Origin of the sequence: Siphonobacter sp. SORGH_AS_1065 (assembly GCF_030818595.1) — a bacterium.
GTDB lineage: Bacteria > Bacteroidota > Bacteroidia > Cytophagales > Spirosomataceae > Siphonobacter.
The window spans coordinates 2,069,599-2,092,992 of the sequence record NZ_JAUTAM010000004.1 but is presented as its reverse complement, the minus strand read 5'-3'; the positions used below and the strand labels follow the sequence as shown (position 1 = coordinate 2,092,992).

The window sequence follows — 23,394 nt, the reverse complement described above, 5'->3', positions numbered from 1 at the left end:
TTTTGGTAAATCGACATTTCTGTTGGATTTCCCCGGCATAGTACCAAACGCCAGAACAGACAGATTGTTACAGCAACATAAAAAAAACCTCCGACGAATTGAGTCAGAGGTTTTCTTTCTATTAAAGTATTATTATTTCAAGCCATTTGCCTTTTTAATGTATAAATCTAAAGCTCCGGTCATGGAGGGAGCATTAGGCATGGGAGCTTCAATATCAAGGATTAATCCAGCTTCCGTTACCGCTTTGGCCGTGGTAGGCCCCAGGGCAGCAATACGGGTTTTGTTTTGTTTGAAATCAGGGAAATTATCAAACAACGACTTGATACCAGAAGGGCTGAAGAAACAGATGATATCGTAGAATACGTTTTCCAGGTCCGATAAATCCGCTGATCCCGTTTCGTACATTACGGCTTCGCTCAAATGAATGTCATTAGAGACCATAAAACCGGGAATGTCGTTACGACGCTTATCCGAACAGGGAAAAAGGAATTTTTCAGTTTTGTGTTTCTTAATCAAATCCAGCAAATCAGCAGCTGTTTTCTGACCCACGAAAATCTTACGCTTCCGAATGACAATGTATTTCTGTAGGTAATTAGCCGTTTGCTCCGTTACGCAGAAATATTTCATCTCGGGAGGCATTTCCATTTTTGCCTCTTTGCAGATCCGGAAAAAATGGTCTACTGCATTACGGCTCGTAAAAATGATAGCCGTATGTGCCAGAATATCTAGTTTCTGCTTGCGGAAGTCTTTGTACGATACGCCATTTACCTCAATGAAGGGTCGGAAATCAATCTTGATATCGTATTCCCGTGCCAGATCAAAATAGGGAGATTTATCGTCAGCAGGACGAGCTTGGGTCACTAGAATGCTGGAAACTTTCGTGAGCCGTTCGTCCGCCTTGTTCGTCGTTTCACTCATTCAGATTCAAAAAAATATGTACAAGATGTGATGGTAAAACCTGATAACGTATAGATAACCTGGAAACTACCTAAATGTTTCGGTGTCAATCAAACTACGCCTTTTGAGCTGCTTTGCTTTCACAAGGCAAACTTCAGGCCGATGATGAATGGAACTAGTTCAACGATGCAAAGGTAAGAAAATAAGTACAGATTTTTAGCGTCAGACAATTTATTAATGGAAAAGTACAATAACAGTAACCGTCCTATGTAAAAGCCTGTGATGGGTATTAGCAGTAGATTGTCCCAGTGAAAGGTTAAGGATGGAAAAGTGTTTAACATGAAGAGCATTAATACACTAATTCCGGTATAAAAGATGGCAGAGGACTGCATCGATTTAAAGAAATGTATATTAACTATTTTATCAAATTTATAGATATGACCTAATACATTAACCATCACATATTTCAATAGAAATACGATGAAAATCAGAATACCAATGAAAATAAAGTAGAAAAATAACTGCCCCATCGTCTCTTCCTGCTGAAAGAGAGCCTGAGTTTTAAATAAATCAATCCCTCGGTATCTAATTAACTGATACAGAAAGGATAATACAAAACTGATGAGTAATAAAAATAGTAGGTTAGCGATTTCCAGAAGCCCTCGGGTTACGAGTGGAGCTCCTTCTCTGGGGTGAATGGTTAGTAAATCCTTAATGCTTAAATACCGTATAAAATCCCTCGGGAATCTACGGTAAATAGAGGCATAGGCTAATAACAACAACAAGGCTCCTAACACATAAAAATCTTCAAATGGGGAGTCGTCTCTGGGTCTAGCCTGGAGGAAGGATTCGGATACATAAATAGGCTTCTGCCCTACCCCTATTTTATGGCCAATCTGTAAGGTCTTCTGATCTATACCTGGCTGTGGGCCATAAAGGGTAAGCAAGACCCGCCGATCTGGAGAGACTTTATAGAGGCTATCCAGCTTAAAAATAGTCCAGGTCTTTTCGGGTAATTTTTTTTGCAGTGAGCCATTGATAAACAGGTAGTTTTCCTGATCGGATCGATACAAAAGGTAATAATGCCGATTTTGAGCGATGTCCAGAATAACGCTGTAAGAGCCGTATTGCTGGTGCATTTCCCGAATGTAAGGGACATAGGTTTTCGCTTGTTCATCATACACTCGCCAGTCGTTGCGAAAGTCATGAACAAGGAAGTAACCGTCCTCTGGCCCCGTTGTCTGAGCGAAGGCAGAAGTCCCGGCAAGGGCGAACAGGATAAAAATCCAAAAACAGTGAAGCCTGTGGGTTAGAAAACTACCCACAGGCTTTCGTGCTGTCGAAAAAGTGAAATTAGAATCCACCAAATCTCGCTCTCAGTAAGTCTGCATTCAATGATCAGATCAAAGAACCAGAACTATTACAGAATAATCTCTTACGCGTTTGCCTTGCGGTCAGCTAAAGCTTTCAGCATGGTTTCACCAATAACGGCAGGCGATTCTGCAACGTATAAGCCGCATTCACGCATGATTCTCATTTTAGCTTCAGCAGTATCGTCTGCACCACCTACGATGGCACCTGCGTGACCCATCCGGCGTCCTTTAGGAGCCGTCTGACCAGCGATGAAACCTACTACTGGTTTTTTGTTACCGGTTGCTTTGATCCAGTGAGCAGCTTCGGCTTCCATGCCGCCACCGATCTCACCGATCATTACGATTGCTTCCGTTTCAGGATCGTTCATCAGTAACTCAACGGCTTCTTTCGTTGTCGTTCCGATGATTGGGTCACCACCGATACCGATAGCCGTCGTCTGGCCTAAACCAGCTTTCGTTAACTGATCTACGGCTTCGTATGTCAGCGTACCTGATTTTGATACCAGACCAATGGTTCCTTTTTTGAAGATGAAGCCAGGCATAATACCTACTTTACATTCTTCAGCCGTGATAATACCGGGGCAGTTAGGGCCAATGAGGCGAATATCTTTACCCTGTACATATTCTTTCACAGCAACCATGTCTTTCACGGGGATACCCTCTGTGATGGTTACAATAACTTTGATACCTCCGTCGGCGGCTTCCATGATGGCGTCAGCAGCAAAAGCGGGGGGAACAAAAATGATGGATACGTCAGCACCCGTTTCTTTCACGGCATCTGCTACCGTGTTAAATACGGGTCTGTCCAGGTGTTTCTGGCCGCCTTTACCGGGCGTTACACCGCCAACAACCTGGGTACCATATTCAATCATTTGCTGGGCATGGAAGGTACCTTCCGAACCCGTAAAGCCTTGTACAATGATTTTTGAATCTTTGTTAACTAATACACTCATAGAGATGGGATTTGCAGTGGCCAGTTCGGAAAGAATGTGGCTGTTCTGGCAAAGAACAGAAAAATCCGGCGTAAAAGTAGAAAGCTAAGACCAGTTCGGCAATTTCCCTGCTAATATTTTTGGGTGAATAGGTATAGGTACTCCCTTTTATTTTCTGGAAATGTGGGTTTTGAACTTTTCAGAGGCTTAAAATTTTCTTAGAGCCTGCCTGAAATGACATTTTAAATAAACTAAGGATAGCGTGAGCTCATCCCCTCCTATCTTCGAAATAATCGTTGACCCAGGAGCCTGTCATTCAGAGCAAAGCGAAAGAGTTAGCCTCCCATTCACTCTCCCTCAGGAAAGAAGATAGCAAATCATGAGCATTATCTTTCATGCATTCGAGGGAACCGTTTGAAAGAGTTACTTTATACACCAATATTCTCAATTGGCGAAGGTTTCAGAATCTATGATTCGCTATTAAGGTCCGAAGGCTATAAATTCAGATAGTTTTCGACTCATGCTTCTTCGTACGGATTTTTAAACCTTTTATCTGTCTTATCACGTATAGCTATGCATTCTTCTAAAACTGCTCTGTTGATCGGAGCTTCGGGCCTGGTGGGAAATTATCTGGTTTTTAAACTCCTGCAATCGGATCGGTACGAAAAGGTAATCACGTTGGTCCGCAGGCCGATGCATTTGAAACATCCCAAGCTCGACGAACGGGTAGTAGATTTTGATCAACTTAGCTCTGAGGACGTTGCTGGAGCTGATGACGTGTTTTGCTGTCTGGGCACAACAATCAAGCAGGCAGGTTCGAAAGAGGCTTTTCGGAAAGTAGATTTAATCTATCCGGTAAAAATTGGGAAACTAGCTTTAGAAGCTGGAGCCAAGCAATACTTACTCGTTTCCTCCATCGGAGCCAACGCTCAGTCTTCCATTTTTTATAGTAAAACCAAAGGCGAAGTCGAAGCTCAGATTGCCGCTTTGGGTTATCCAAACTATACTATTTTCAGACCGTCCATGTTATTGGGAAAACGGAAGCAGTTCCGTTTGGGTGAAGAACTCGGAAAAGTAGTAGATCTGGTCTTATCTCCCATCACTTTACTCGTTCCACCCTTGCGAAAATACAAGGGTATTCAGGCCAGTAAGGTAGCCTCGGCGATGTTAGATATAGCCAGCCAGGAAGTCCCTGGCCAGCATATCATTGAATCGAATGATTTACAACGGTATTAACGATCGCTTTCGTCGTCGTCGGTATAATGAATGGATACCGTTTGCTCCAGAGCAAAAATGGTTCTCCAAATGTCCTCTTCAATTTCGGTAAAGAGCTTACCGCGACGGTCCATCGTATTGCGGGCTACATCTACCGCTTTGGTAAACCGATAGGGTTCAAAACCCGTATCAGCTCCGCCCCAGCTAAACGAAGGAATATGCTTAGGAGGGAAACCCGCTCCGAAAACGTTGACATTAACGCCCACGACGGTTCCGGTATTAAACATAGTGGAAATTCCCGCTTTGGAGTAATCTCCCATGAACAATCCCACAAACTGGCGACCCGTGTCTTCGAGTTGCTTGGTGGTATAATCGTAGAGTTTTACGTTACCGTAGTCGTTCTTCAGATTGGAGTTATTGGTATTCGCTCCGAGGTTACACCATTCGGCCAGATAGGAGTTCCCTAAAAAACCGTCGTGGCCTTTATTCGAGTACCCCATGAGAATACTCATGCTGATCTCTCCCCCTACCTTGCAATGCGGACCAATGGTGGTACTTTTTCGCATCTTCCCACCCAGATTAATAACGGCTCCTTCTAAAGCAGCAAAGGGTCCCTGGATGATTACACCGTCCTGTACCTGAACGTCTTTGCCCAGATAAATCGGTCCGTTTTCAGCATTCAGAATCGCCGAACGTAACTCTACGCCTTCTTCAATAAATATCTTTGATTCATTGTAATAGGCCGTAAATCGATCCGTAATGGGCTGGCTGGTTCGGCCTTCCGTAATGCGTTCAAAATCCGCCGCTATTTGTTCGCCATTATAAGCCACCAGATCGGGCAGGCGTTGAACTACGGTTACTTTATCCCAGTAATATTGCTTATGAAAAGCAGGATTATCATGTATTAAACTTTCCAGAGGCAGGTGTTTTCCCCGTACCGCCAGCAGAATGGGACCTTGTAATAAGGCTTCGCCGGGTTCTAGCTCTTCCAGGGAACGAATGAGCCGCTCACTGGGGCAGAGGCCACCGTGGATATAAATAGTATCAGAACCTTTCTTGTAAGGGTACTTTTCCTGTAAATAGGACTGCGTATAATGCGTGGGTTGTACTCCCAGCCAGTCTGTCCATTTTTCGGTAATGGTTCGAATGCCTATCCTTAATTCAGCCATGGGCCGGGTAAAAACCAGTGGCAGTAAATGGGGACGAACTTCCGGGCCATCAAACAGTACATAATTAATCATAAGACCGTGTTAGGATTTGCTGCCAAAGTAAAGCAAAAATTAGGCGTGGGGATAGACTTGCCTTAATATTATGCAAATACAATCATTAATTCATCAACTATTTTTACAGACTTTTTCAGCCAGACTGTTCCTTTCTTAAATTTCATAAAACAATAAAAGGCCTTTTGAGTCTTTTATCATTGATTTCATTACGTTTACATTTGAGTATAATCTAACACCTAAAACTTATGAACATACCAGAAGACGATTTCGAATTTTTTGATGAACCCATGGACGAAAGCGGAGATATCATGGACCCTGCCGAAGAGATGGACGAATTCACAGCGGAGCAGGACTATGAATATGAAGACACGGACGACTTCGAAGAAGAAGAATTAGACGATATGTAATCTTACGCTTTCTTGCATAAAAAAGGCACTTACCCCTGTGGATAAGTGCCTTTTTATTAGCTCAGACGATCTCTAATTACTTCGCCAGTTTTACCTGCAAGCCTTTGTCCAGCTCATCCAGGAATTCTTCGGTGTAAAGATAGTGCTCACCGTGGTTTACTTTGTTACCGTGGATGGTAATGGCTAAGTCTTTAGTCATTTTACCTGCTTCAACGGTTTCAACGCAAACTTCTTCCAGTGCCGTTGCGAAACGAATCAGTTCTTCGTTACCATCCAGTTTACCGCGGAACGCCAGACCACGCGTCCAAGCGTAGATCGAAGCGATGGGGTTCGTAGACGTACGGTTACCTTTTTGGTGTTCGCGGTAGTGACGAGTTACCGTACCGTGAGCAGCCTCTGCTTCCATTACAGAACCATCGGGCGTTAACAGTACAGAAGTCATCAGACCTAAAGAACCGAAACCTTGAGCTACGGTATCAGACTGAACGTCGCCATCGTAGTTTTTACAAGCCCAAACATAGCTACCGTTCCATTTCAGAGCTGCGGCAACCATGTCATCGATCAGGCGGTGTTCGTAAGTAATGCCTGCTTCTTTGAATTTCTCAGCGAATTCAGCATCGAATACAGCCTGGAATACGTCTTTGAAACGACCATCGTATTTTTTCAGGATGGTGTTTTTCGTAGACAGGTATACAGGCCAGCCTTTTTGCAGACCTACCTGGAAGCAAGAACGAGCAAAACCAGCAATTGACTCGTCCAGGTTATACATACCCATGGCAACACCAGCACCGGGGAAGTTAAATACTTCATATTCCTGTACCGTTCCGTCTTCGCCTTCGAATTTCATCGTCAGCTTCCCTTTTCCGGGAACTACGAAATCCGTTGCACGGTATTGATCACCAAAAGCGTGACGGCCTACGATGATAGGAGAAGTCCAGGTCGTTACCAGACGAGGAACATTCTGCATAACGATAGGCTCACGGAATACAGTACCATCCAGGATGTTACGGATCGTTCCGTTAGGTGATTTCCACATTTGCTTCAGGTTGAATTCTTTCACCCGAGCTTCATCTGGAGTAATTGTGGCACATTTAATACCAACGCCGTATTTTTTGATAGCGTTTGCTGCATCTACCGTCACCTGATCATTCGTCTCGTCACGGTATTCGATTCCTAAATCGTAATATTTAATATCGACATCAACATAGGGAAGAATAAGCTTTTCCTTGATAAACTTCCAGATGATTCGGGTCATTTCGTCCCCATCGAGTTCAACGACTGGGTTCGCTACTTTAATTTTCTGCATGATTAGACGTCGGAAAGAGTCAGGTAATGAATTGAACCCCAAAGGTAAGCAGGACAGGGAAATGAAGCTAAAAAAAAACAGTTTATACCATTTTATCTATTCAATTACTCAATTGGGAATGGTAACTTTGCAGGAAAATACAAAAAATACGATCTGTAGAGGGATTCTAAAGCTTACGCAAGGCTCTCATTAGGCCACACTTTACAGCATTTCCTTATTCACCATGTTTGATAATTTACAGGACAAGCTCAATAAAGCCATCCGTACGCTGAAAGGTAGCGGCAAGATTACGGATGTAAACGTGGCCTCGACCGTTAAAGAAATTCGCCGGGCCCTGACAGACGCCGACGTTAACTTTAAAGTAGCTAAAGATATTACGGACCAGATCCGGGAAGAAGCCATCGGTCAGAAAATCATGATCGCGGTAGAACCCGGCCAGATGCTGGTAAAGATTGTTCACGATAAACTGACGGCTCTGATGGGCGGTCAGGCTGAAAGTGTCAATCTGAAAGGTTCTCCTGCCATTGTTCTGATTGCCGGTCTGCAAGGTTCGGGTAAAACTACCTTTACTGGAAAGCTAGCTAATAGCATCAAGAAACAAGGCCGCCAGGTAATCGTTGCTGCTTGCGATATTTATCGTCCGGCGGCTATTGCCCAGCTTCAAACCCTGGGAGAGCAAATCGGTGTAGAAGTTTACGCAGAGCCTGATAATAAAAACGCCGTTGAAATTGCCCGCAATGCCGTTGAATACGCGAAGAAGAACTCCAAAAATGTAGTCATCATCGATACCGCCGGTCGTCTGGCAATTGATGAGGCCATGATGCAGGAGGTTGAGAACGTGAAGAAAGCCATTGAACCCACCGAAACGCTTTTCGTAGTGGATTCGATGACGGGTCAGGATGCCGTTAATACGGCCAAGACCTTCAACGATCGTCTGAATTTTGACGGCGTCGTATTAACTAAGTTAGATGGGGATTCTCGCGGGGGTGCGGCCCTTTCGATTCGTCAGGTGGTTAATAAGCCCATCAAATACATGTCGACGGGTGAGAAAATGGAAGATTTGGACATCTTCTACCCTGATCGTATGGCAAGCCGTATCCTTGGCATGGGGGATGTGCTTTCGCTGGTAGAACGGGCTCAACAAGCCTTTGACGAAGACGAAGCCAACCGCATTAACAAGCAGATTCGTCAGAACCAGTTCAACTTCGAAGATTTCTACTCGCAGTTGCAACAGATCAAGAAGATGGGTAACATCAAAGATTTGATGGGCATGATTCCGGGTCTGGGTGGAGCGATTAAAGATGTGGATATCAGCAATGATTCTTTCAAACCCATCGAAGCCATTATTAGCTCAATGACGTTGAAAGAACGTAAAAACCCGGATTTAATTGACGGTTCACGTCGCCGCCGGATTGCCGCAGGTTCAGGAACGAGCATTCAGCAGGTGAACAACCTCATGAAGCAATTCGAAGAGATGCGGAAAATGATGAAAACCATGAACAAAGTCCAGGACGGCAAAATGAAACTGCCTAACATGAATATGCTCAAAAAGTAAGTTTTGAGTTTGGTGTTTAGGGTTTTGAGTTTTTCAGATTACTTCAATAACAAAGAAGACCTTCCAATCAAAACTGGAAGGTCTTTTCTTTTGAAAGTTATTCACTCAAAACCCTAAACTCAGAACCCTTACATTTTCATCTTCTCAAACTTCTTAGGGGCATATAGAAAGCCGAAGGCTTGGGCTCCCCGCTTGGTATGAACTTTATGATGAATATAATGAGCCCGCATCATACGTTTCATATAGCGGGATCTGGCTACAAATTTGATCTTGATGCGACGATGTACGATTACGTCATGAAAGATAAAGTAGAAGATGCCGTAGCCCGTTACTCCAACCCCCATCCATAAAAGAAAACCCAAACCGGGGACTTGTAATCCAGCAATAATCAAAGAAATCGCTACGGTAGCAAACACCACGGCGAAATAATCGTTTTTTTCAAAAAAGCCGGGATGATGATTATGGTGGTCTTCGTGCCAGGACCACAGCCAGCCATGCATAATGTATTTATGCGTAGACCAGGCTACAGCTTCCATGAGAAAAAACGTTCCGATAGCAATTAAAATATTCCAGAACAGCTCCATAATGTGATCGAATGATACCTGAAATGAAACGACAAATTAGGTCGAAATGTTTGGAATTTTTCGGGAAGAAAATCCTTTTTCAGAAGTAAAAAATATTTCAAAGAGAAGGCTTTTTTCTTTGAATCGATTAAGTAAATTTGAGAAACCCTCTAACTACGATGGTCATGAAGGATGGCTGGTCGGGAATGGCGGAGAAAACCGCAACCCGCAGTGTACGTGGCACGATGGATCTTCGAGCCCTGAAAGAATTGGTGAAGAAAGGTGAAAGCGAACGGCTGGAATTCAAGCTCAAAGCAAACCATCCCGAAAAAATTATCCGCGAGATTGTCGCTTTCGCGAATACACAGGGGGGGCTCCTATTAGTCGGAGTAGGCGACGACAAATCCGTTCCCGGTTTGAAATTCGCCGACGACGATGAGTTTATCCTCTGTCGGGCCATTGAAAAGTATTGCTTCCCTGAGATTGAATATACCCTCGAACGAGTTTACGTCGAAAATGACCGCGAAGTGCTGGTCTTTCGTATTCCCCGCAGTCAGCAACGTCCGCATTATGTAAGTTTGGATGCTGCCAAACAGGAAAAGAAAACCTACGTCCGGGTCAATGACCGTTCGATTCAGGCTAGTAAGGAAGTTCGGCAAATTCTGAAATGGGAAGACCGTGTGCAGGACATCAAGTTCAAATACGGTCGGAAAGAGGAAGTATTAATGAAATATCTGGGCGAACATGCTGATATTACCGTTGATCTTTTCTCGCAAATTGCCCGAATTCCACTTTGGATGGCCTCCAAAACGCTCATTACCTTAACGCTTGCCAACGTTCTGAAAATCAGCCCCGACGAAACTGCTGACCATTTCAGCATGGCGGCCTGATTTCAAAATCATACCCCAATGTACTGAACTGCCGGCTCTTTGCTGGCAGTTTTAGTTTGGATACTTAACCAAGAGCTTACTATTTTTGAAGTAGAAGCCTATCTTTTACCTCGATATACTTGGCATGAAAATTACACTCGTAGCTGCGATGGATTCCAATCGCCTAATTGGCAATCATGGGATACTTCCCTGGCCTTCTTTACCAAACGATCACGCCCACGTTGAGCAACTGATCCGCGGAAAGAAAACCATCATGGGACGAAAGAGCTATGATACCCCTGATCGTCTCTGGTCGGAAGTAGGCAATATTGTGGTTACCAGTCAACCAAATTACGAGGTAGATCCGGGTTTCGAAGTAGTAAGCAGTATTGAAGAAGCATTAGAACGATACCGTGATGAAGCAGAGGTCATCGTTTTGGGGGGAGCTCAAATTTATACTGAAACCTTACCCAAGGCCGATCAACTGGAGTTAACCTTCATTCACGGAGCATTCAAAGGCGATGCTTATTTCCCGGCATTCGATCCGGCTGATTTTGAGTTAATTAAGCGAGAGGATCATCCCGCTGACGAAAAGCATTCCGTAGCTTATTCTTTTGTTACCTTCGTTCGTAAGTAGTCAAGCTTCGTTTGGGGTAGCTTTTTTACTTTAGAAATCTGTTTCGCAGCATTAATTACTCCTGTTTTCGTATAACTGTTCTCTTGCCGCAATCAGCAGTTATGCAAGATTATCTATTCATTTCCTATTGATTTCAGGCCGCAACCTGAAGTAGTGCTGGACGCAGTTAGCATTCGTTTCTCCTCTGGTTCTCCTTTGCCAGAGCCGCTATTTCTTTCATTTCCGGTACGTATTACCCGTAGAGTTTTAATACATGTATTACGATTCGTTCAGAAAGCAAACAGGCCTACCGAACTTCGGCAGGCCTGTTTTGTATAGTTGGGTTTGGCGTTTTGAGTTTAGGGTTCTGAGTTAAATAAACTCAAAACCCTAAACTCAAAACTCTTAAAGTTTCGGCTTAATGATGCGATCCTTTTTCTCTTTCTTCGCTTTTTCCTCGGGAACCTGCTGCTCTTCACCTTCGATCAGGAAATCTTCAGGAGAAGGAACTGCAAATTTATCCACAGGTTTTACCACTTTCACTTCATTAGCGGCCAGAGCGTTTTTCTCCTGATCTTTTTTCAGGAAGTCAACCACGATTGGCGTTGCTACGAAGAGCGAAGAATACGTACCTACGATAACCCCAATCAACATCGCGAACGAGAAACCACGAATGGTTTCACCACCGAAGAAGAATAGTACGATCAGTACCAGCATCGTCGAAAGACCCGTTACGGCCGTACGGCTCAGCGTAGAGTTCAGGGCGTTGTTAATAATCGTTGGGATCGACTCGTTTTTCGCACTGCCTTCCCGCAGGTATTCACGAACCCGGTCAAATACAACGACCGTATCGTTCATGGAGTAACCCATAATCGTCAGCAAGGCTCCTACGAACGACTGATCTACGTCCAGTGAGAAAGGCAGGAAGCCATTGAAGATCGAGAAGATCGCCAGGATAATCAGAACGTCGTGCGATACGGCCACCATTGCTCCATAACCGAAGGCCAGCTTCTTGAAGCGAAGGAGGATGTACGCAAATACAACAGCAATACCCGCCAGGATGGAGTACAGCGATGAGAAAATCATGTCGTTGGCAATCGTAGGGCCAACTTTGGATGAACTCAATACTTCTGCTTTACCAATTTTGCTAACACCCTGAAGCAACTTGTTCTGAGCTTCACGATCAGACTCAACAGTCGTCTGATCTACGAGGTAATCCGTTGTAACTAATACCTGATTACCACCGATACCGCTACCACCGTACGTTTTTACTTCAGGAGCACCATCCAGAGGAGCAGTCAGGGCATCACGAACTTCATCCGTGCTTACACTCTTGTCGAAACGTACCACGTACGTACGACCACCTTTAAAGTCTACGCCTAAACCAAATCCTTTGATTACTACAGAAATAATACCCGCCGCGATGATTACCGAAGAAATGGTGTAGTACAGACGACGTTTCGATACGAAGTCGAAAGATGAATCTTTGAACCAGTTTTTCGTCAGATTAGAAACGAAGTTGATTTTCCAGCCTTTATCTACCCAGGTATCCATCAATACGCGGCTCACGAGGAATACAGCGAACAGCGAAGTAATGATACCAATTACCAGCGTTACGGCGAAGCCTAAGATCAGACCCGTTCCGAAGAATAACAGAATCAGACCGGATAACATCGTCGTAGCATTGGAGTCAATGATTGAGGACGTAGCGTTTTTGAATCCATCCGCTACGGCCAGCTTCATGGGCTTTCCGAGAGCCAATTCTTCCTTAATCCGCTCGAACACCAGTACGTTCGCATCCACCGCCATCGCAATCGATAACACGATACCAGCAATACCAGGCAGGGTCAATACCGAGCCTAAAGAGGCCATGATACCCAGCAGGAAGAATAAGTTAATTAACAGAGCGATATCGGCAATAAATCCTGATCGGTTATAGTAAGCGATCATGAACAACAGCACTACTACCAGACCAATTACCGATGAAATAATACCCGCGTTAACAGCTTCAGAGCCCAGAGTAGAACCAATAACGGCCTCTTCTACAATAGTGGTTGGAGCAGGCAGTTTACCCGCTTTCAGTACCGTTGCTAAATCTTTACCTTCTTCCAGCGTGAAGTTACCCGAGATGCTAGAGTTACCGTTAGGAATCTCGCCGTTTACTACGGGAGCTGATTGTACATAACCATCCAGCAAAATAGCAATACGACGACCTACGTTAGCACCCGTCAGGTTTTTCCATTTACGAGCACCTTCGGCGTTCATTTGCATGGAAACGTCCACGCGACCACTCTGATCGTAATCCTGCGTTGCGTTGGTGATTACTGAACCATCTAAAGGGACCTCACCGTTCGGGCCGCGTTTTACCGCCACCAAAGCCATAATGTCCTTATTGTTGATGTTACGAGGCTTAGACTCATACGCAAAGTTCAGATCCGAGGGGAATAAGGCACGAACGTCGTTACGAGCTAAAAGAGCATTCACGCGAGGCGTATCTTTTACCGCCACACCCAGTCCATCCTGCATAGGGATGAACAGTTTCGTTAAAGCCGTACCCGCATTAGCTGACTTCGCGGTATCCGTTTTAGCAGTACCTGAATCTTTTTTCGTTAAAGCAGAAGCTAATCCCCCATTTGCTTTCGCAGCCGTATCAGCAGAAGACTTTTGCGTAGCGGGGCTTTTCAGGGCCGCACTTTGCTCACGCTCTTCTTCCAGTAAGATGTTGCCCAGTCCGTCTAAAGCAGGAGCATATTCCTGTAATTCGTATACTTCGCAGAATTCCAGTTTCGCAGAACCCGTCAACAGTTTACGCACCCGGGCAGGATCGTCTACCCCAGCTAATTCAACCTGAATACGACCTGAGTTAGGAATACGCTGGATGTTAGGGTTAGATACCCCGAATTTATCCACACGTTGCTGAATAACGCGGAAGGCACGATCCACGGCACCATCCATTTCCGTTTTGATCATCTTCACTACGTCTGCATCAGAAGTCTGGAAGTTGATTGTCGCACGGTTCGTGGCGTTTGCAAAAATGTCAGCCAGTTTTTTGTCTGGATTCAGACGTTTGAAGTTACTCGCAAAGGCATCCACGAAGTTAGACTGTGAGTTACCCTGTTCTTTCTGAGTAGCGGCCAAAGCTTCCAGAAATTTAGGATCACGGCTATTACCTGAAAGGGACTTGATGATGTCCGCCGGAGAAACTTCCAGCATCACGTGCATACCGCCCTGGAGGTCAAGACCCAGGTTCAGTTCACGCTCGGTAACTTGTTGAAGCGTACTTCCCAACCATACATCTTCTTTCCACAGAGAGTCAATGTAGCGTTGTTTTTTAGCTTTGTCTACTTCACCCGTTTTGAGGTCAGTAGCGTATTCGATCGCTTTTTTCTTGTAATCCTGCGACACGAACGTGAAAGAGAGGTAGTAGAGGCATAACGCGGCAAATACGCCGGTTAAAGCCACTATAACACCACGATTTTGCATGGAGAATTGAGCTTTTGACTATTCGCAATTACGAAAAGTCATTGGAGTATAAATAAAAGGGAAAAGGGGGTTACTAATGAAGGAGGAAAAGGAAAGCGAAACAGGCTGCCCATTCACCCGAAACTACGGAGCGTTCGGAGATATGACATGCTCAAAAAGCACCTCATGATAAGGAAGTCGGAATTGGGTAATTCCAATCGACGTCGGTTGCGGTTTTACCGTTTCAAAACTATAAACCGCTGGTGGCAGCAGATAGAAGTCCTGCGTAAATGAAAAATCGGCCACCGTGACTGTCGCCATCGGGGAAAGTGCCTGCACGGTTGCTTTAGGCGTACCGGAAGTATGGTCTGATTTTTCAGTCTGAGCGGCGGGAAGCGGCAAAGGTCTTGCCGACACTCCTTTCACTGCAACCGAAGCAATCAGTAACACACTTGCCAGAAACAAGCTGAATACCCGTGCTATGGAACGTGATTTTTTCATTTGGGGGACGAAAATAACAATTTCCTTGGAAAGGCAAAGCATCTTTCCCTGATTTCTTCAAAAATACTTTACTCAACTGATTCCTTTCGTTGGTTTTCTCCCGGATGAATGCATTCATTTCTCACGTTCAGCCCTTTCTGCCAAAGTTGTTCGCGTAAGTCGAGCCATTCCTGCTCGCTTAATCCTTCCGCAATGAATGATTGTTTTTGAAAGTCTTCTCTAACCAGGGTTAATGCGTGCATACCCTTACCCTTTATTTCATAAATAACCTCGCGTACCTTCCTCAAAGGAATGACTTTCTGATAACCGGGCCAAAGTGAATTTTTGATCATGAATTCCTCGTCCGACAAGCTAAAGTTATGCAGCGTATGGACAGCTAATCGCCAAAAAATAAAAACAAGACCTGCATACATTAAAAAACCGAATGGCACCCGATTAACTGAATTAATAAAGATGAACGGAAAACCAAAAGCGTATACCAAAAGAGCATAAAATAGGAAAGCTCGCCACACACTCCCTTTGTAATTTACCAGATCGTCAGTTATTACTTCTCTTTCATCTATAACCGGCCTACGAATCGCTGATTGTTTTTCCGGTAACATTTGCTCCAGAAACAGCTTCATCAATCTACTATTTTGATACATTTCGTCAAAGATGATTAGCTCATTATTGTCTTTAAAGATGATTCGTGTTCCTTCTCCGGTTTTCCAGAGACGTTTGGAATGATATTTACCCGTTAAGTCCAGACGTTCAAGATCCTTCTAGTAGAATACGTCGCTGCTATTATATATTAGTTTTTCAGCATCCATAATCCAACTCGGTGCCTGCTCCCAGATGAACCAGGCCACATAGATGTAAGAAATGATGAAACCTATCCCAAAAATCAGAGCTGCCTTTTGTGCTGTGGTAGTTTTTTGAGTGCTCTCATGCGTAGAAAAAGAATAACATAGGACTAGTCATCCACCCACCATTAGTACAGCCATGACTAATAATATCCCCCAGAAATGGTACAGATGGCGTTTAGAACGAAGTATTTTCATAACAACAGCGGGTTAGCGTTTGTCATTAATTTTCAAAGAACGAATTATAAATGGCTTCTGAAACCATTATAGGATAAAAGGCCTGGAAGGACTTACTCTTTACGAAATCCATTATTTTCGCCCCGGAAACGAGGCTGTATTGAACCACTCACGATTCATTATGTACGGACAAGATATTCACGAATTTATACGCCTGGCTCTTCAGGAAGACGTTGGCGATGGCGATCATACTTCGCTTTCAACCATTCCCGCTGAGGCCACGGGCCGGGCTCGGTTGCTGGTAAAAGATACCGGAATTGTGGCTGGTGTAGAACTGGCTCAGCTCATCTTTGCCGAAGTAGATCCAGAGCTAAAAGTAGAATTATTACTGAACGACGGTACGGCTATTCAGAAAGGCGACATTGTCTTAACGGTAGAAGGTCGTTCCCAATCCATTTTGAAAGCGGAGCGGCTGGTATTGAACTGCATGCAACGCATGAGCGGTATTGCCACCTACACCCGAAGCCTTGCTGATTTGATTGCAGATTTACCCTGTAAGTTGCTCGATACCCGTAAAACCACGCCAAATTTCCGCATTTGCGAAAAATGGGCAACCCGTATTGGTGGAGCGGTAAATCATCGGTACGCCTTATACGATATGATTCTGATTAAGGATAATCACGTGGATTACGCCGGAGGTATCGAGGCCGCCATTACCAAGGCGAATAACTACCTGAAAGAAACGGGTAAAAATCTGCAAATTGAGATTGAAGTACGAAACCTGAAGGAGCTGGATGAGGTTTTACGCGTAGGTGAAACGCAGTCGCTGCACCGGATTATGTTCGATAACTTCAGCTTTGAAGACATGCGGGAAGCCGTTCGTCGGGTCAATAGAAAATACCCCACGGAAGCTTCCGGTGGCATCAATGAACAAACCATCCGCACTTATGCCGAATGCGGCGTAGATTACGTGTCGGTAGGAGCATTAACGCATCAGGTCAAAAGCCTAGACTTAAGCCTGAAAGCCTGGTAACAACGAGAAAAATGTTTTGGGTTTAGAGTTTTGTGTTTGGGGTTAGGAGTTAATAGAACGCTACAACCCTCAACTCAAAACTCAAAACTTCCAAAACTCCAAACTAAAAGAATTTATGCCTGCTGTATTTCCCATGAGCCCTGAGGAGGAAGTCAATCGAATTGGCTATATCAGTCGCTCTGTCCCTAAAAATGTTGATTTAAAGGCCGAAATCCTTCGGATGAAGAAGGAGAAAAATGCGGTTATTCTGGCCCATTATTACGTTGACGGTGAAATTCAGGATTTAGCCGATTTTGTGGGGGATAGTCTTGGTCTGGCTCAGGCTGCCGAGGAAACTACTGCCGATATGATCGTCTTTTGTGGGGTTCACTTCATGGGTGAAACGGCCAAAATCCTCAATCCGAATAAGAAAGTCGTAATTCCTGATTTCAACGCGGGTTGCTCGCTGGCCGATTCGGCTCCCAAAGAAGATTTCGCAGCCTTCAAAGCTCAATATCCCGAAGCTTTGGTGGTGAGTTACATCAACTGTACTGCCGATATCAAAGCCATGACGGATATTATCTGTACATCGTCGAACGCTCTGAAAATCGTTGAATCCATTCCAAAAGATCGTCAAATCATCTTTGCTCCTGATGCAAACCTGGGCCGTTTTGTAGCGAAGAAAACAGGACGTGACCTGATTCTCTGGGACGGTGCCTGCATTGTTCATATCGATATTTCCCGGGAGAAACTGGCTAAACTCCGGGCCGAACATCCGAACGCTTTATTAGTCGCTCACCCCGAATGTAAAGAAGATATTCTGATGGAAGCCGATTACGTGGGAAGTACCACGGGTTTATTGGCTTATGTGCAAACTTCGCCGAATAAGGAGTTTATCGTAGCAACGGAAGCGGGCATTATGCACAAGATGAAAATTGCCAATCCCGACAAGCTGATTATCCCAGCTCCGGCCAATGAAAATAACTTCTGTGCCTGTTCGGAATGTCCCTACATGAAGATGAATACGGTTGAAAAGCTTTATAACTGCATGTATTACGAAATGCCCGAAATTCAGGTTCCCGAAGAAACCCGCGTGAAAGCTCTGAAAGCCGTAAAGGCCATGTTGGAGATTAGTAAGTAGTTGATCGTTGCTGGTTACTAGTTGTTATAAATTTAACATCCCGAAAGTTTTAGAGCTTTCGGGATGCTTCGTTTACTAGGGTAATCAATCCGAATGGTATATATATTTATCCATTCCAACAACGACTAACCAACCACTCAAATGATAGAAGTTATTCAGGGAGACATTACTAAACTGGCAGTCGATGTCCTTGTTAATGCAGCCAATTCTTCCTTACTCGGCGGAGGTGGCGTTGACGGTGCCATTCACCGGGCTGGAGGACCAGCCATTCTGGAAGAATGTAGAGCCATCCGTGCTTTACAGGGCGGCTGTATGCCGGGGCAGGCAGTTATCACTACAGCCGGAAAGTTACCCGCTCAGAAAGTAATTCATACGGTAGGGCCTATCTGGCACGAAGGCAAGCAAAAAGAGTCAGAAACGTTGGCTAACTGTTATACTTCCAGTTTGAAACTAGCCGTTCAGAACAACTTGAAAACCATTGCTTTCCCAAACATTAGTACCGGAGTGTACGGTTACCCCAAAGCTGCTGCTGCGGAAGTCGCCGTTGAAACCGTTCGGAGTTTTATTAACCAGCATCCAGACGCTTTCGAGCGGGTAATTTTCGTTTGTTTTGAGGCGGATAATGCCGCTCTTTATCGTAAACGATTGGAGGAATATTGAGTTATCGACCGATGGCTACTCTTCGTAGAATGGAATCAATTACCTGCAAACTGGAAATGCCGTCGGCTTCGGCTTCGTAGTTTAGAATAACCCGATGGTTCAATACATCCGGGGCTATTTCCTTGATATCTTCGGGTAAAACGTAATCGCGTTCATCAAAGTAAGCCAGCACTTTGGCTCCCAAATTCAGAGCAATACTGGCCCGGGGAGACGCTCCAAACTGAATGTAACGGGCTTCTTCTTTCAAACCATATTGGAGCGGCCTACGCGTTGCAAAAACCAACTCGATGATGTAATGTTCAAGGGTTTCTGAAATGGCAATCTGGTTAATTTCTTTCCGAATCGCGAAGATTTCTTCCTTACTCAAAATGGGCTGTACTTCGTAGACGGCCTCCATATTGGTCATCCGTCGCATAACTTCCAGCTCGTCCTGCTTATCCAGATAGTCTACGAATACTTTCATCATAAAACGGTCTACCTGGGCTTCGGGAAGCGGATAGGTTCCCTCCTGTTCCACGGGGTTTTGCGTCGCCATGACGAAAAAAGGCTTATCTAGCGGAAAAGTCTGATCTCCAATGGTTACCTGCTTTTCCTGCATGGCTTCCAAAAGGGCCGACTGTACTTTAGCAGGAGCCCGATTCACCTCATCTGCCAGAATCAGGTTGGCAAAGACAGGGCCTTTCCGAACCCGAAAATCATCCAGTTTTCGGTCAAAAATCATCGTCCCGACCAAATCGGCGGGTAATAAATCGGGCGTAAACTGAATTCGGTGGAAATCCAGATCCAGCACTTTCGCCAGTGTATTAATCGTTAATGTCTTTGCTAGTCCGGGTACTCCTTCCAGCAAAATATGGCCACCCGTAAATAAACCAATCAGCAGGCGATTAAGCAGACGTTCCTGTCCTACCACGACTTTGCTCATTTCAGCAAACATCTGCTTGATTTTCCGGGCATGTTGCAAATCGGCCATAGACGTATTTAACTAATTCAGGTAAAATATTTAATGAAAATTCCGTTTAAAGCCGGGCCATAACCATCCGATCCCGACCCGATAAATCCTGCCGTAACTCCACGTTTGAAAAACCTGCTTTTTTAAACTCCTCAACCGTTTCCAATCCCAAAGCCTGATTGATTTCTACTGCACAGAAGCCCTTGCTGGTCAAATGTGAAAAAGCGTACTGAGCAATAGTCCGGTAGAAAATAAGCGGATCGTTATCTTCTACAAATAAAGCCAGATGAGGTTCATGTTCCAGCACGTGTGCCGACATTTCCTGCGATTCTGATGCTTTTACGTAAGGTGGGTTTGAAAGAATGGCGTCGAAAAGCGAAGCGGGTAACTCTTCAGGGTCTAATGCATTCCCCTGCTGAAACGCTACCGTAACAGCTAGCCGCTGAGCATTTTCCCGGGCAATAGTCAAAGCTTCTTCCGAAATATCAAAAGCCGTTACCTGAGCATCCGGGCGTTCGGCGGCCAGGGTCAGAGCAATACAGCCCGAGCCCGTTCCAATATCCAGTAACTGTGGAGTTTTCCTCGTTTTCAATTCCTGTAAAGCCCAGTGAACCAATTCCTCAGTTTCGGGTCTGGGAATTAATACGCCGGGAGCTACGGTGAAGGTTCGCCCGTAGAAATGGCCTTCACCCAATACATACTGCACGGGTTCCTGGTTTTTCAGGCGTTCGATAATGCCTTCTATATCCGTAACTGGTGCAGTCACGGGTAGGTCCATTAAAACCTGCGTTCGGGTAAGGCCATAACGCCCCTCCAAAACCAGATAAGCAATGGATTTGGCTTCGTTGGTATCGTAGAGTTCAGAAAGCGGTTGGGTAAGCTGACGAAAGAGTACCTGGGCGGTCATAAACTAGTTCTTCACCTCCTCATAATCAATGTAATCGCCCCCTTTATAACCCTCTTTTCGGGGAGGTGCATAATCTACATTGATTTTTCCTTCGCGGGGACGCGACTGGCTGGATCGCTGCTGATCCTGACGAAACTCCCGTTCAACACGGGAAAATTGTTCTTTCAAAAATAAACGGAATACCCAACGCACGATGCGGGGAAATATGAAACCAATGGCCATGATGACCAAAAAGATCTTGAATATCATTTCGTTAAGTCTAAATTTTTAACGACACCTTAATCACACAACGCCGGAGCATCGGGATTTGTTACAAATGTAAATAGCATTTCGAGCTGTGAAGCCGTGACACGGTCTTCTGACAACGAAAGCTCCGGTAATTCCGTTCGGCGAACCCAGCGAACTTGCCCAATGTCGTGTCCATCGCTACGAATTTCGCCACTAACTACTTCACAACGAATAAAAAATTTATAAACGTACCAGGGCTGTGGTGGATGGGGATGCTGGCGTTTATCCAAGACGGCCAGGAGGCGAACAGGTTTAACGATCAGGCCCGTTTCTTCTTCGGTTTCTTTAACGGCAATTTCCGAGGGCGTGTACCCCACATCGTCCCAGCCACCCGGTAAGGTCCAGCGTAAATGGTCAATTTTTTCCTGAACCATTAATAACTCATCTTCTCCCCGAAACACAACTGCTCGAACATCAACTTTGGGCGTTGGGTATTCTCCTATTCCACTAGCAAAAAGCGGAGCTATTTTTTCAATGGGTTCATCCGTCAATTCATGGAGCAGTTCCACACTGATTTCCCGAATCTCCGAAAAACGCTCCAAATCATACGCATTAGGCGAATAGGTTAACCCTGCCTGAGCCAGTGCGTTAAGCCTTTTAGCGATTTCAAGTAGTTTACTCATAGCTGTTTGGAAGAGGAATATATCTACAAAAATAGAAGGCGACCTAAAGAGTTCACGGAAAATTCATAAACAACTTTTTATTTATTCTGTTAGTATTACTGCCTTTAGGTAATTATTTTATTCCTCTATATTATAACATGGCCCTCCGCCCCCACCCCTTAGAATTATTTCTTTTTAGCTGCGGATTGCTTTTGGGGGCAACGGGCAGCTTGTCTGCTCAATTCAGAAAACCCTATGAAATTCACATTCAGGCCGATGGCTTAACGGGCGGAGATCAACAAACTCCTTTCTGGTTAAGAGCCAATGAATTTGGGCTAATACCCCTCAAAGGCCCAGCGGGTATCTTCCGGGCTGGAGCCTCGCTGAATTTTGCCACCGCCTTACCCGATTCAAATAAAGCTAATCGTCGTAAACTTGATTGGGGTTTAGGCGTAGAAGGCGTTCAGATTACCGGACCTGAAAAACAGTTTGTATTACCCGAAGCTTATGCCAAGTTGCGTTACGGAAGAGTAGAACTCTGGGGAGGTCGCCGGAAAGAATTCATTGGCATTACTGATACCACCCTTACTTCCGGTTCTATCGTCTGGTCAAATAATGCGTTACCCATTCCTAAAATTCAGATCGGAACAGCCGGATTTATTCCTCTGAAATTCCTCAATAACTTCGTTGCTTTAAAAGGAAGTTTTGCTCACGGCTGGTTTGACGTTCCTTATATCCAGGGAGCTTACCTGCACTACAAATCACTGCATGGCCGTTTCGGAAAACCCGGCGGCAAAGTTGCCTTCTACTTCGGCATTAATCACATGGTGCAGTGGGGTGGGCATGCAGAGTATCTGAAAAACTCCCCCGTAGCTGTAAATGGACACCTGACTACGGCTCCCAAAGATTTCTTATGGGGCATCTTACTTGGGCAACTTTCTCAGGAACGCGAAAACGATCGGTTTACGGGCTTTGACGGCGAAAACCGGGTAGGCAACCATTTAGGAAATTATGACATTGCCTTGACGGTGAAAGGAGAAAGACAATCATTGTTATTCTACCACCAGCATATTTTCGAAGATCTTTCGGGTTTATTATTTCTTAATCACTTTGACGGATTATACGGATTAAGCTGGAGCCTTCCGCATACTTATGATAAGTCTACCCGGCTCAATAAATTACTTTTTGAATTTCTGACCACGAACGACCAAGCCGGATCAACTTTTGATATTACCGCTCGTTTTCAGGGAGGGGATAATTACTTCAATCACTCCCAGTATGTACAGGGCTGGTCTTATTATGATAAGGCCATTGGAACCCCCTTACTACCCTTGCATCGGGAATTAGCTAACGAAAATTTACCGCACACTGAAAATTATTTTCCAGTCAATCGGGTAACTGGATTTCATTTGGCAGGTGATGGGTTACTGCTGGGGAAAATAATTCTCCAGGCCCGATTAACCTATACCCTCAATCGAGGTACGTACAGTTTTCCTTTTCCTACCCCGGCCCATCAGTTTTCTTCTCTCTTACTGCTAAAGACTAGTCCTAAATATCTACATGGCCTTTCCATAGCAGGTAAAGTTGCTTACGACCAAGGTGATTTATATCATTCCCGCATTGGGGCATTTCTGTCTTTATCCAAAACGTGGAAAAATGGTAAGTAAGAAATAAATTACTCATTTCTATTCAAAATGTATTTATAAGCCTTTGGTAAGGTTTTTTACATGAAGATTTGGCAATTTCTCGTAACCTACCAATAGTTAAGTACTAATTAGAGTCCATTCTATTGAAAGTATACTATTTATTATCAATAGTTCACTTTTAGTAAATGAGTTAAAATAATTTCTATTTTTTTTCTAAACCGCCAATCTAAGTACTTAATAACAACGTATAT

22 protein-coding genes are annotated in these 23,394 nt (G+C 44.6%); 9 read left to right on the top strand and 13 right to left on the bottom strand.

The features are described from left to right. Positions 1–132 precede the first annotated feature (132 nt). The 3 genes from QE390_RS09405 to sucD form a co-directional block, all read right to left on the bottom strand. Positions 133–918, bottom strand: a complete 786-nt coding sequence (locus QE390_RS09405) for a uroporphyrinogen-III synthase (protein ID WP_106636717.1) — start codon at positions 916–918, stop codon at positions 133–135. A 119-nt stretch (positions 919–1,037) separates the two neighbouring features. After that, positions 1,038–2,222 carry a DUF4271 domain-containing protein gene (locus QE390_RS09400; RefSeq protein ID WP_307141957.1) on the bottom strand — a complete coding sequence of 395 codons (1,185 nt, stop codon included), beginning with the start codon at positions 2,220–2,222 and terminating at the stop codon, positions 1,038–1,040. A 110-nt stretch (positions 2,223–2,332) separates the two neighbouring features. After that, positions 2,333–3,223 carry a succinate--CoA ligase subunit alpha gene (sucD, locus tag QE390_RS09395; protein ID WP_106636715.1) on the bottom strand — a complete coding sequence of 297 codons (891 nt, stop codon included), beginning with the start codon at positions 3,221–3,223 and terminating at the stop codon, positions 2,333–2,335. Positions 3,224–3,775: 552 nt separating this feature from the next. Here sucD and QE390_RS09390 point away from each other — a divergent pair. Then, positions 3,776–4,438: an oxidoreductase gene (locus QE390_RS09390; RefSeq protein ID WP_307141956.1), complete on the top strand. Its 663-nt coding sequence runs from the start codon at positions 3,776–3,778 to the stop codon at positions 4,436–4,438. Here the strand turns inward: QE390_RS09390 and QE390_RS09385 are convergent. Further along, positions 4,435–5,658 carry a putative sugar nucleotidyl transferase gene (locus QE390_RS09385; protein WP_307141955.1) on the bottom strand — a complete coding sequence of 408 codons (1,224 nt, stop codon included), beginning with the start codon at positions 5,656–5,658 and terminating at the stop codon, positions 4,435–4,437. The genes QE390_RS09390 and QE390_RS09385 overlap by 4 nt on opposite strands. Before the next feature lie 227 nt (positions 5,659–5,885). Here QE390_RS09385 and QE390_RS09380 point away from each other — a divergent pair, with 227 nt between their 5' ends. After that, a complete protein-coding gene (locus tag QE390_RS09380; protein WP_157830322.1) occupies positions 5,886–6,047 on the top strand; it encodes a hypothetical protein in 162 nt (53 codons plus the stop codon). A gap of 76 nt (positions 6,048–6,123) precedes the next feature. Here the strand turns inward: QE390_RS09380 and QE390_RS09375 are convergent, their stop codons facing one another. Beyond that, a complete protein-coding gene (locus QE390_RS09375) occupies positions 6,124–7,353 on the bottom strand; it encodes an NADP-dependent isocitrate dehydrogenase (protein ID WP_106636712.1) in 1,230 nt (409 codons plus the stop codon). A 223-nt stretch (positions 7,354–7,576) separates the two neighbouring features. On the opposite strand from QE390_RS09375, the gene ffh reads away from it, so the two are divergent. Continuing rightward, positions 7,577–8,908 (top strand): signal recognition particle protein, encoded by a 1,332-nt coding sequence (ffh, locus tag QE390_RS09370; RefSeq protein WP_307141954.1) that lies wholly within the window; start codon positions 7,577–7,579, stop codon positions 8,906–8,908. A 128-nt stretch (positions 8,909–9,036) separates the two neighbouring features. Here ffh and QE390_RS09365 read toward each other — a convergent pair whose 3' ends face one another. Further along, complete coding sequence (locus QE390_RS09365) at positions 9,037–9,492, bottom strand: sterol desaturase family protein (protein WP_232793684.1); 456 nt, start codon at positions 9,490–9,492, stop codon at positions 9,037–9,039. Between the two features lie 164 nt (positions 9,493–9,656). Between QE390_RS09365 and QE390_RS09360 the strand changes: the two genes are divergently transcribed. Both QE390_RS09360 and QE390_RS09355 read left to right on the top strand, forming a co-directional pair. Beyond that, the gene (locus QE390_RS09360; RefSeq protein WP_232793694.1) at positions 9,657–10,361 is read left to right on the top strand and encodes a helix-turn-helix domain-containing protein; all 705 of its coding nucleotides are present in this window, start codon (positions 9,657–9,659) and stop codon (positions 10,359–10,361) included. Between the two features lie 124 nt (positions 10,362–10,485). Then, positions 10,486–10,977, top strand: a complete 492-nt coding sequence (locus tag QE390_RS09355; RefSeq protein WP_106636709.1) for a dihydrofolate reductase — start codon at positions 10,486–10,488, stop codon at positions 10,975–10,977. Between the two features lie 384 nt (positions 10,978–11,361). Here QE390_RS09355 and secDF read toward each other — a convergent pair whose 3' ends face one another. From secDF to QE390_RS09340, 3 genes are all read right to left on the bottom strand, one after another. Further along, the gene (gene secDF / locus QE390_RS09350; protein WP_106636708.1) at positions 11,362–14,439 is read right to left on the bottom strand and encodes a protein translocase subunit SecDF; all 3,078 of its coding nucleotides are present in this window, start codon (positions 14,437–14,439) and stop codon (positions 11,362–11,364) included. Positions 14,440–14,562: 123 nt separating this feature from the next. Continuing rightward, on the bottom strand, positions 14,563–14,919 hold the full coding sequence (locus tag QE390_RS09345) for a hypothetical protein (RefSeq protein WP_157830321.1): 357 nt from the start codon (positions 14,917–14,919) through the stop codon (positions 14,563–14,565). Between the two features lie 68 nt (positions 14,920–14,987). Next, positions 14,988–15,521 (bottom strand): hypothetical protein, encoded by a 534-nt coding sequence (locus QE390_RS09340; protein ID WP_307141952.1) that lies wholly within the window; start codon positions 15,519–15,521, stop codon positions 14,988–14,990. A 598-nt stretch (positions 15,522–16,119) separates the two neighbouring features. On the opposite strand from QE390_RS09340, the gene nadC reads away from it, so the two are divergent. The 3 genes from nadC to QE390_RS09325 all read left to right on the top strand — a co-directional run bounded on the left by nadC (position 16,120) and on the right by QE390_RS09325 (position 18,751). Beyond that, positions 16,120–16,971: a carboxylating nicotinate-nucleotide diphosphorylase gene (gene nadC, locus QE390_RS09335; protein WP_106636705.1), complete on the top strand. Its 852-nt coding sequence runs from the start codon at positions 16,120–16,122 to the stop codon at positions 16,969–16,971. 115 nt (positions 16,972–17,086) lie between these two features. Continuing rightward, entirely contained in the window at positions 17,087–18,091 is a 1,005-nt protein-coding gene (gene nadA, locus QE390_RS09330; protein ID WP_307141951.1) for a quinolinate synthase NadA, read from the top strand. A gap of 141 nt (positions 18,092–18,232) precedes the next feature. Further along, on the top strand, positions 18,233–18,751 hold the full coding sequence (locus QE390_RS09325; protein WP_307141950.1) for an O-acetyl-ADP-ribose deacetylase: 519 nt from the start codon (positions 18,233–18,235) through the stop codon (positions 18,749–18,751). A gap of 1 nt (position 18,752) precedes the next feature. On the opposite strand, the gene QE390_RS09320 is transcribed toward QE390_RS09325, so the two are convergent. The 4 genes from QE390_RS09320 to QE390_RS09305 are packed head-to-tail and all read right to left on the bottom strand — an operon-like array spanning position 18,753 to position 21,518. After that, the gene (locus QE390_RS09320) at positions 18,753–19,721 is read right to left on the bottom strand and encodes a MoxR family ATPase (protein ID WP_106636703.1); all 969 of its coding nucleotides are present in this window, start codon (positions 19,719–19,721) and stop codon (positions 18,753–18,755) included. Positions 19,722–19,767: 46 nt separating this feature from the next. After that, positions 19,768–20,607, bottom strand: coding sequence for a peptide chain release factor N(5)-glutamine methyltransferase (prmC, locus tag QE390_RS09315; protein ID WP_307141949.1), 840 nt, complete (start codon positions 20,605–20,607; stop codon positions 19,768–19,770). Positions 20,608–20,610: 3 nt separating this feature from the next. Next, positions 20,611–20,856, bottom strand: coding sequence for a DUF4834 family protein (locus QE390_RS09310; protein WP_307141948.1), 246 nt, complete (start codon positions 20,854–20,856; stop codon positions 20,611–20,613). Between the two features lie 29 nt (positions 20,857–20,885). Continuing rightward, positions 20,886–21,518, bottom strand: coding sequence for an NUDIX hydrolase N-terminal domain-containing protein (locus QE390_RS09305; RefSeq protein ID WP_307141947.1), 633 nt, complete (start codon positions 21,516–21,518; stop codon positions 20,886–20,888). 137 nt (positions 21,519–21,655) lie between these two features. Between QE390_RS09305 and QE390_RS09300 the strand changes: the two genes are divergently transcribed. Further along, positions 21,656–23,164, top strand: a complete 1,509-nt coding sequence (locus QE390_RS09300) for a capsule assembly Wzi family protein (RefSeq protein ID WP_307141946.1) — start codon at positions 21,656–21,658, stop codon at positions 23,162–23,164. Positions 23,165–23,394 lie beyond the last annotated feature (230 nt).

What these genes read in the sequence shown, in the direction of transcription:
- QE390_RS09405 (WP_106636717.1), bottom strand. Translation starts at nt 918, where the DNA reads ATGAGTGAAACGACGAACAAGGCGGACGAACGGCTCACGAAAGTTTCC.
- sucD (WP_106636715.1), bottom strand. Translation starts at nt 3,223, where the DNA reads ATGAGTGTATTAGTTAACAAAGATTCAAAAATCATTGTACAAGGCTTT.
- QE390_RS09390 (WP_307141956.1), top strand. Translation starts at nt 3,776, where the DNA reads ATGCATTCTTCTAAAACTGCTCTGTTGATCGGAGCTTCGGGCCTGGTG.
- QE390_RS09385 (WP_307141955.1), bottom strand. Translation starts at nt 5,658, where the DNA reads ATGATTAATTATGTACTGTTTGATGGCCCGGAAGTTCGTCCCCATTTA.
- QE390_RS09380 (WP_157830322.1), top strand. Translation starts at nt 5,886, where the DNA reads ATGAACATACCAGAAGACGATTTCGAATTTTTTGATGAACCCATGGAC.
- QE390_RS09375 (WP_106636712.1), bottom strand. Translation starts at nt 7,353, where the DNA reads ATGCAGAAAATTAAAGTAGCGAACCCAGTCGTTGAACTCGATGGGGAC.
- ffh (WP_307141954.1), top strand. Translation starts at nt 7,577, where the DNA reads ATGTTTGATAATTTACAGGACAAGCTCAATAAAGCCATCCGTACGCTG.
- QE390_RS09365 (WP_232793684.1), bottom strand. Translation starts at nt 9,492, where the DNA reads ATGGAGCTGTTCTGGAATATTTTAATTGCTATCGGAACGTTTTTTCTC.
- QE390_RS09360 (WP_232793694.1), top strand. Translation starts at nt 9,657, where the DNA reads ATGAAGGATGGCTGGTCGGGAATGGCGGAGAAAACCGCAACCCGCAGT.
- QE390_RS09355 (WP_106636709.1), top strand. Translation starts at nt 10,486, where the DNA reads ATGAAAATTACACTCGTAGCTGCGATGGATTCCAATCGCCTAATTGGC.
- secDF (WP_106636708.1), bottom strand. Translation starts at nt 14,439, where the DNA reads ATGCAAAATCGTGGTGTTATAGTGGCTTTAACCGGCGTATTTGCCGCG.
- QE390_RS09345 (WP_157830321.1), bottom strand. Translation starts at nt 14,919, where the DNA reads ATGAAAAAATCACGTTCCATAGCACGGGTATTCAGCTTGTTTCTGGCA.
- QE390_RS09340 (WP_307141952.1), bottom strand. Translation starts at nt 15,521, where the DNA reads ATGTTACCGGAAAAACAATCAGCGATTCGTAGGCCGGTTATAGATGAA.
- nadC (WP_106636705.1), top strand. Translation starts at nt 16,120, where the DNA reads ATGTACGGACAAGATATTCACGAATTTATACGCCTGGCTCTTCAGGAA.
- nadA (WP_307141951.1), top strand. Translation starts at nt 17,087, where the DNA reads ATGCCTGCTGTATTTCCCATGAGCCCTGAGGAGGAAGTCAATCGAATT.
- QE390_RS09325 (WP_307141950.1), top strand. Translation starts at nt 18,233, where the DNA reads ATGATAGAAGTTATTCAGGGAGACATTACTAAACTGGCAGTCGATGTC.
- QE390_RS09320 (WP_106636703.1), bottom strand. Translation starts at nt 19,721, where the DNA reads ATGGCCGATTTGCAACATGCCCGGAAAATCAAGCAGATGTTTGCTGAA.
- prmC (WP_307141949.1), bottom strand. Translation starts at nt 20,607, where the DNA reads ATGACCGCCCAGGTACTCTTTCGTCAGCTTACCCAACCGCTTTCTGAA.
- QE390_RS09310 (WP_307141948.1), bottom strand. Translation starts at nt 20,856, where the DNA reads ATGATATTCAAGATCTTTTTGGTCATCATGGCCATTGGTTTCATATTT.
- QE390_RS09305 (WP_307141947.1), bottom strand. Translation starts at nt 21,518, where the DNA reads ATGAGTAAACTACTTGAAATCGCTAAAAGGCTTAACGCACTGGCTCAG.
- QE390_RS09300 (WP_307141946.1), top strand. Translation starts at nt 21,656, where the DNA reads ATGGCCCTCCGCCCCCACCCCTTAGAATTATTTCTTTTTAGCTGCGGA.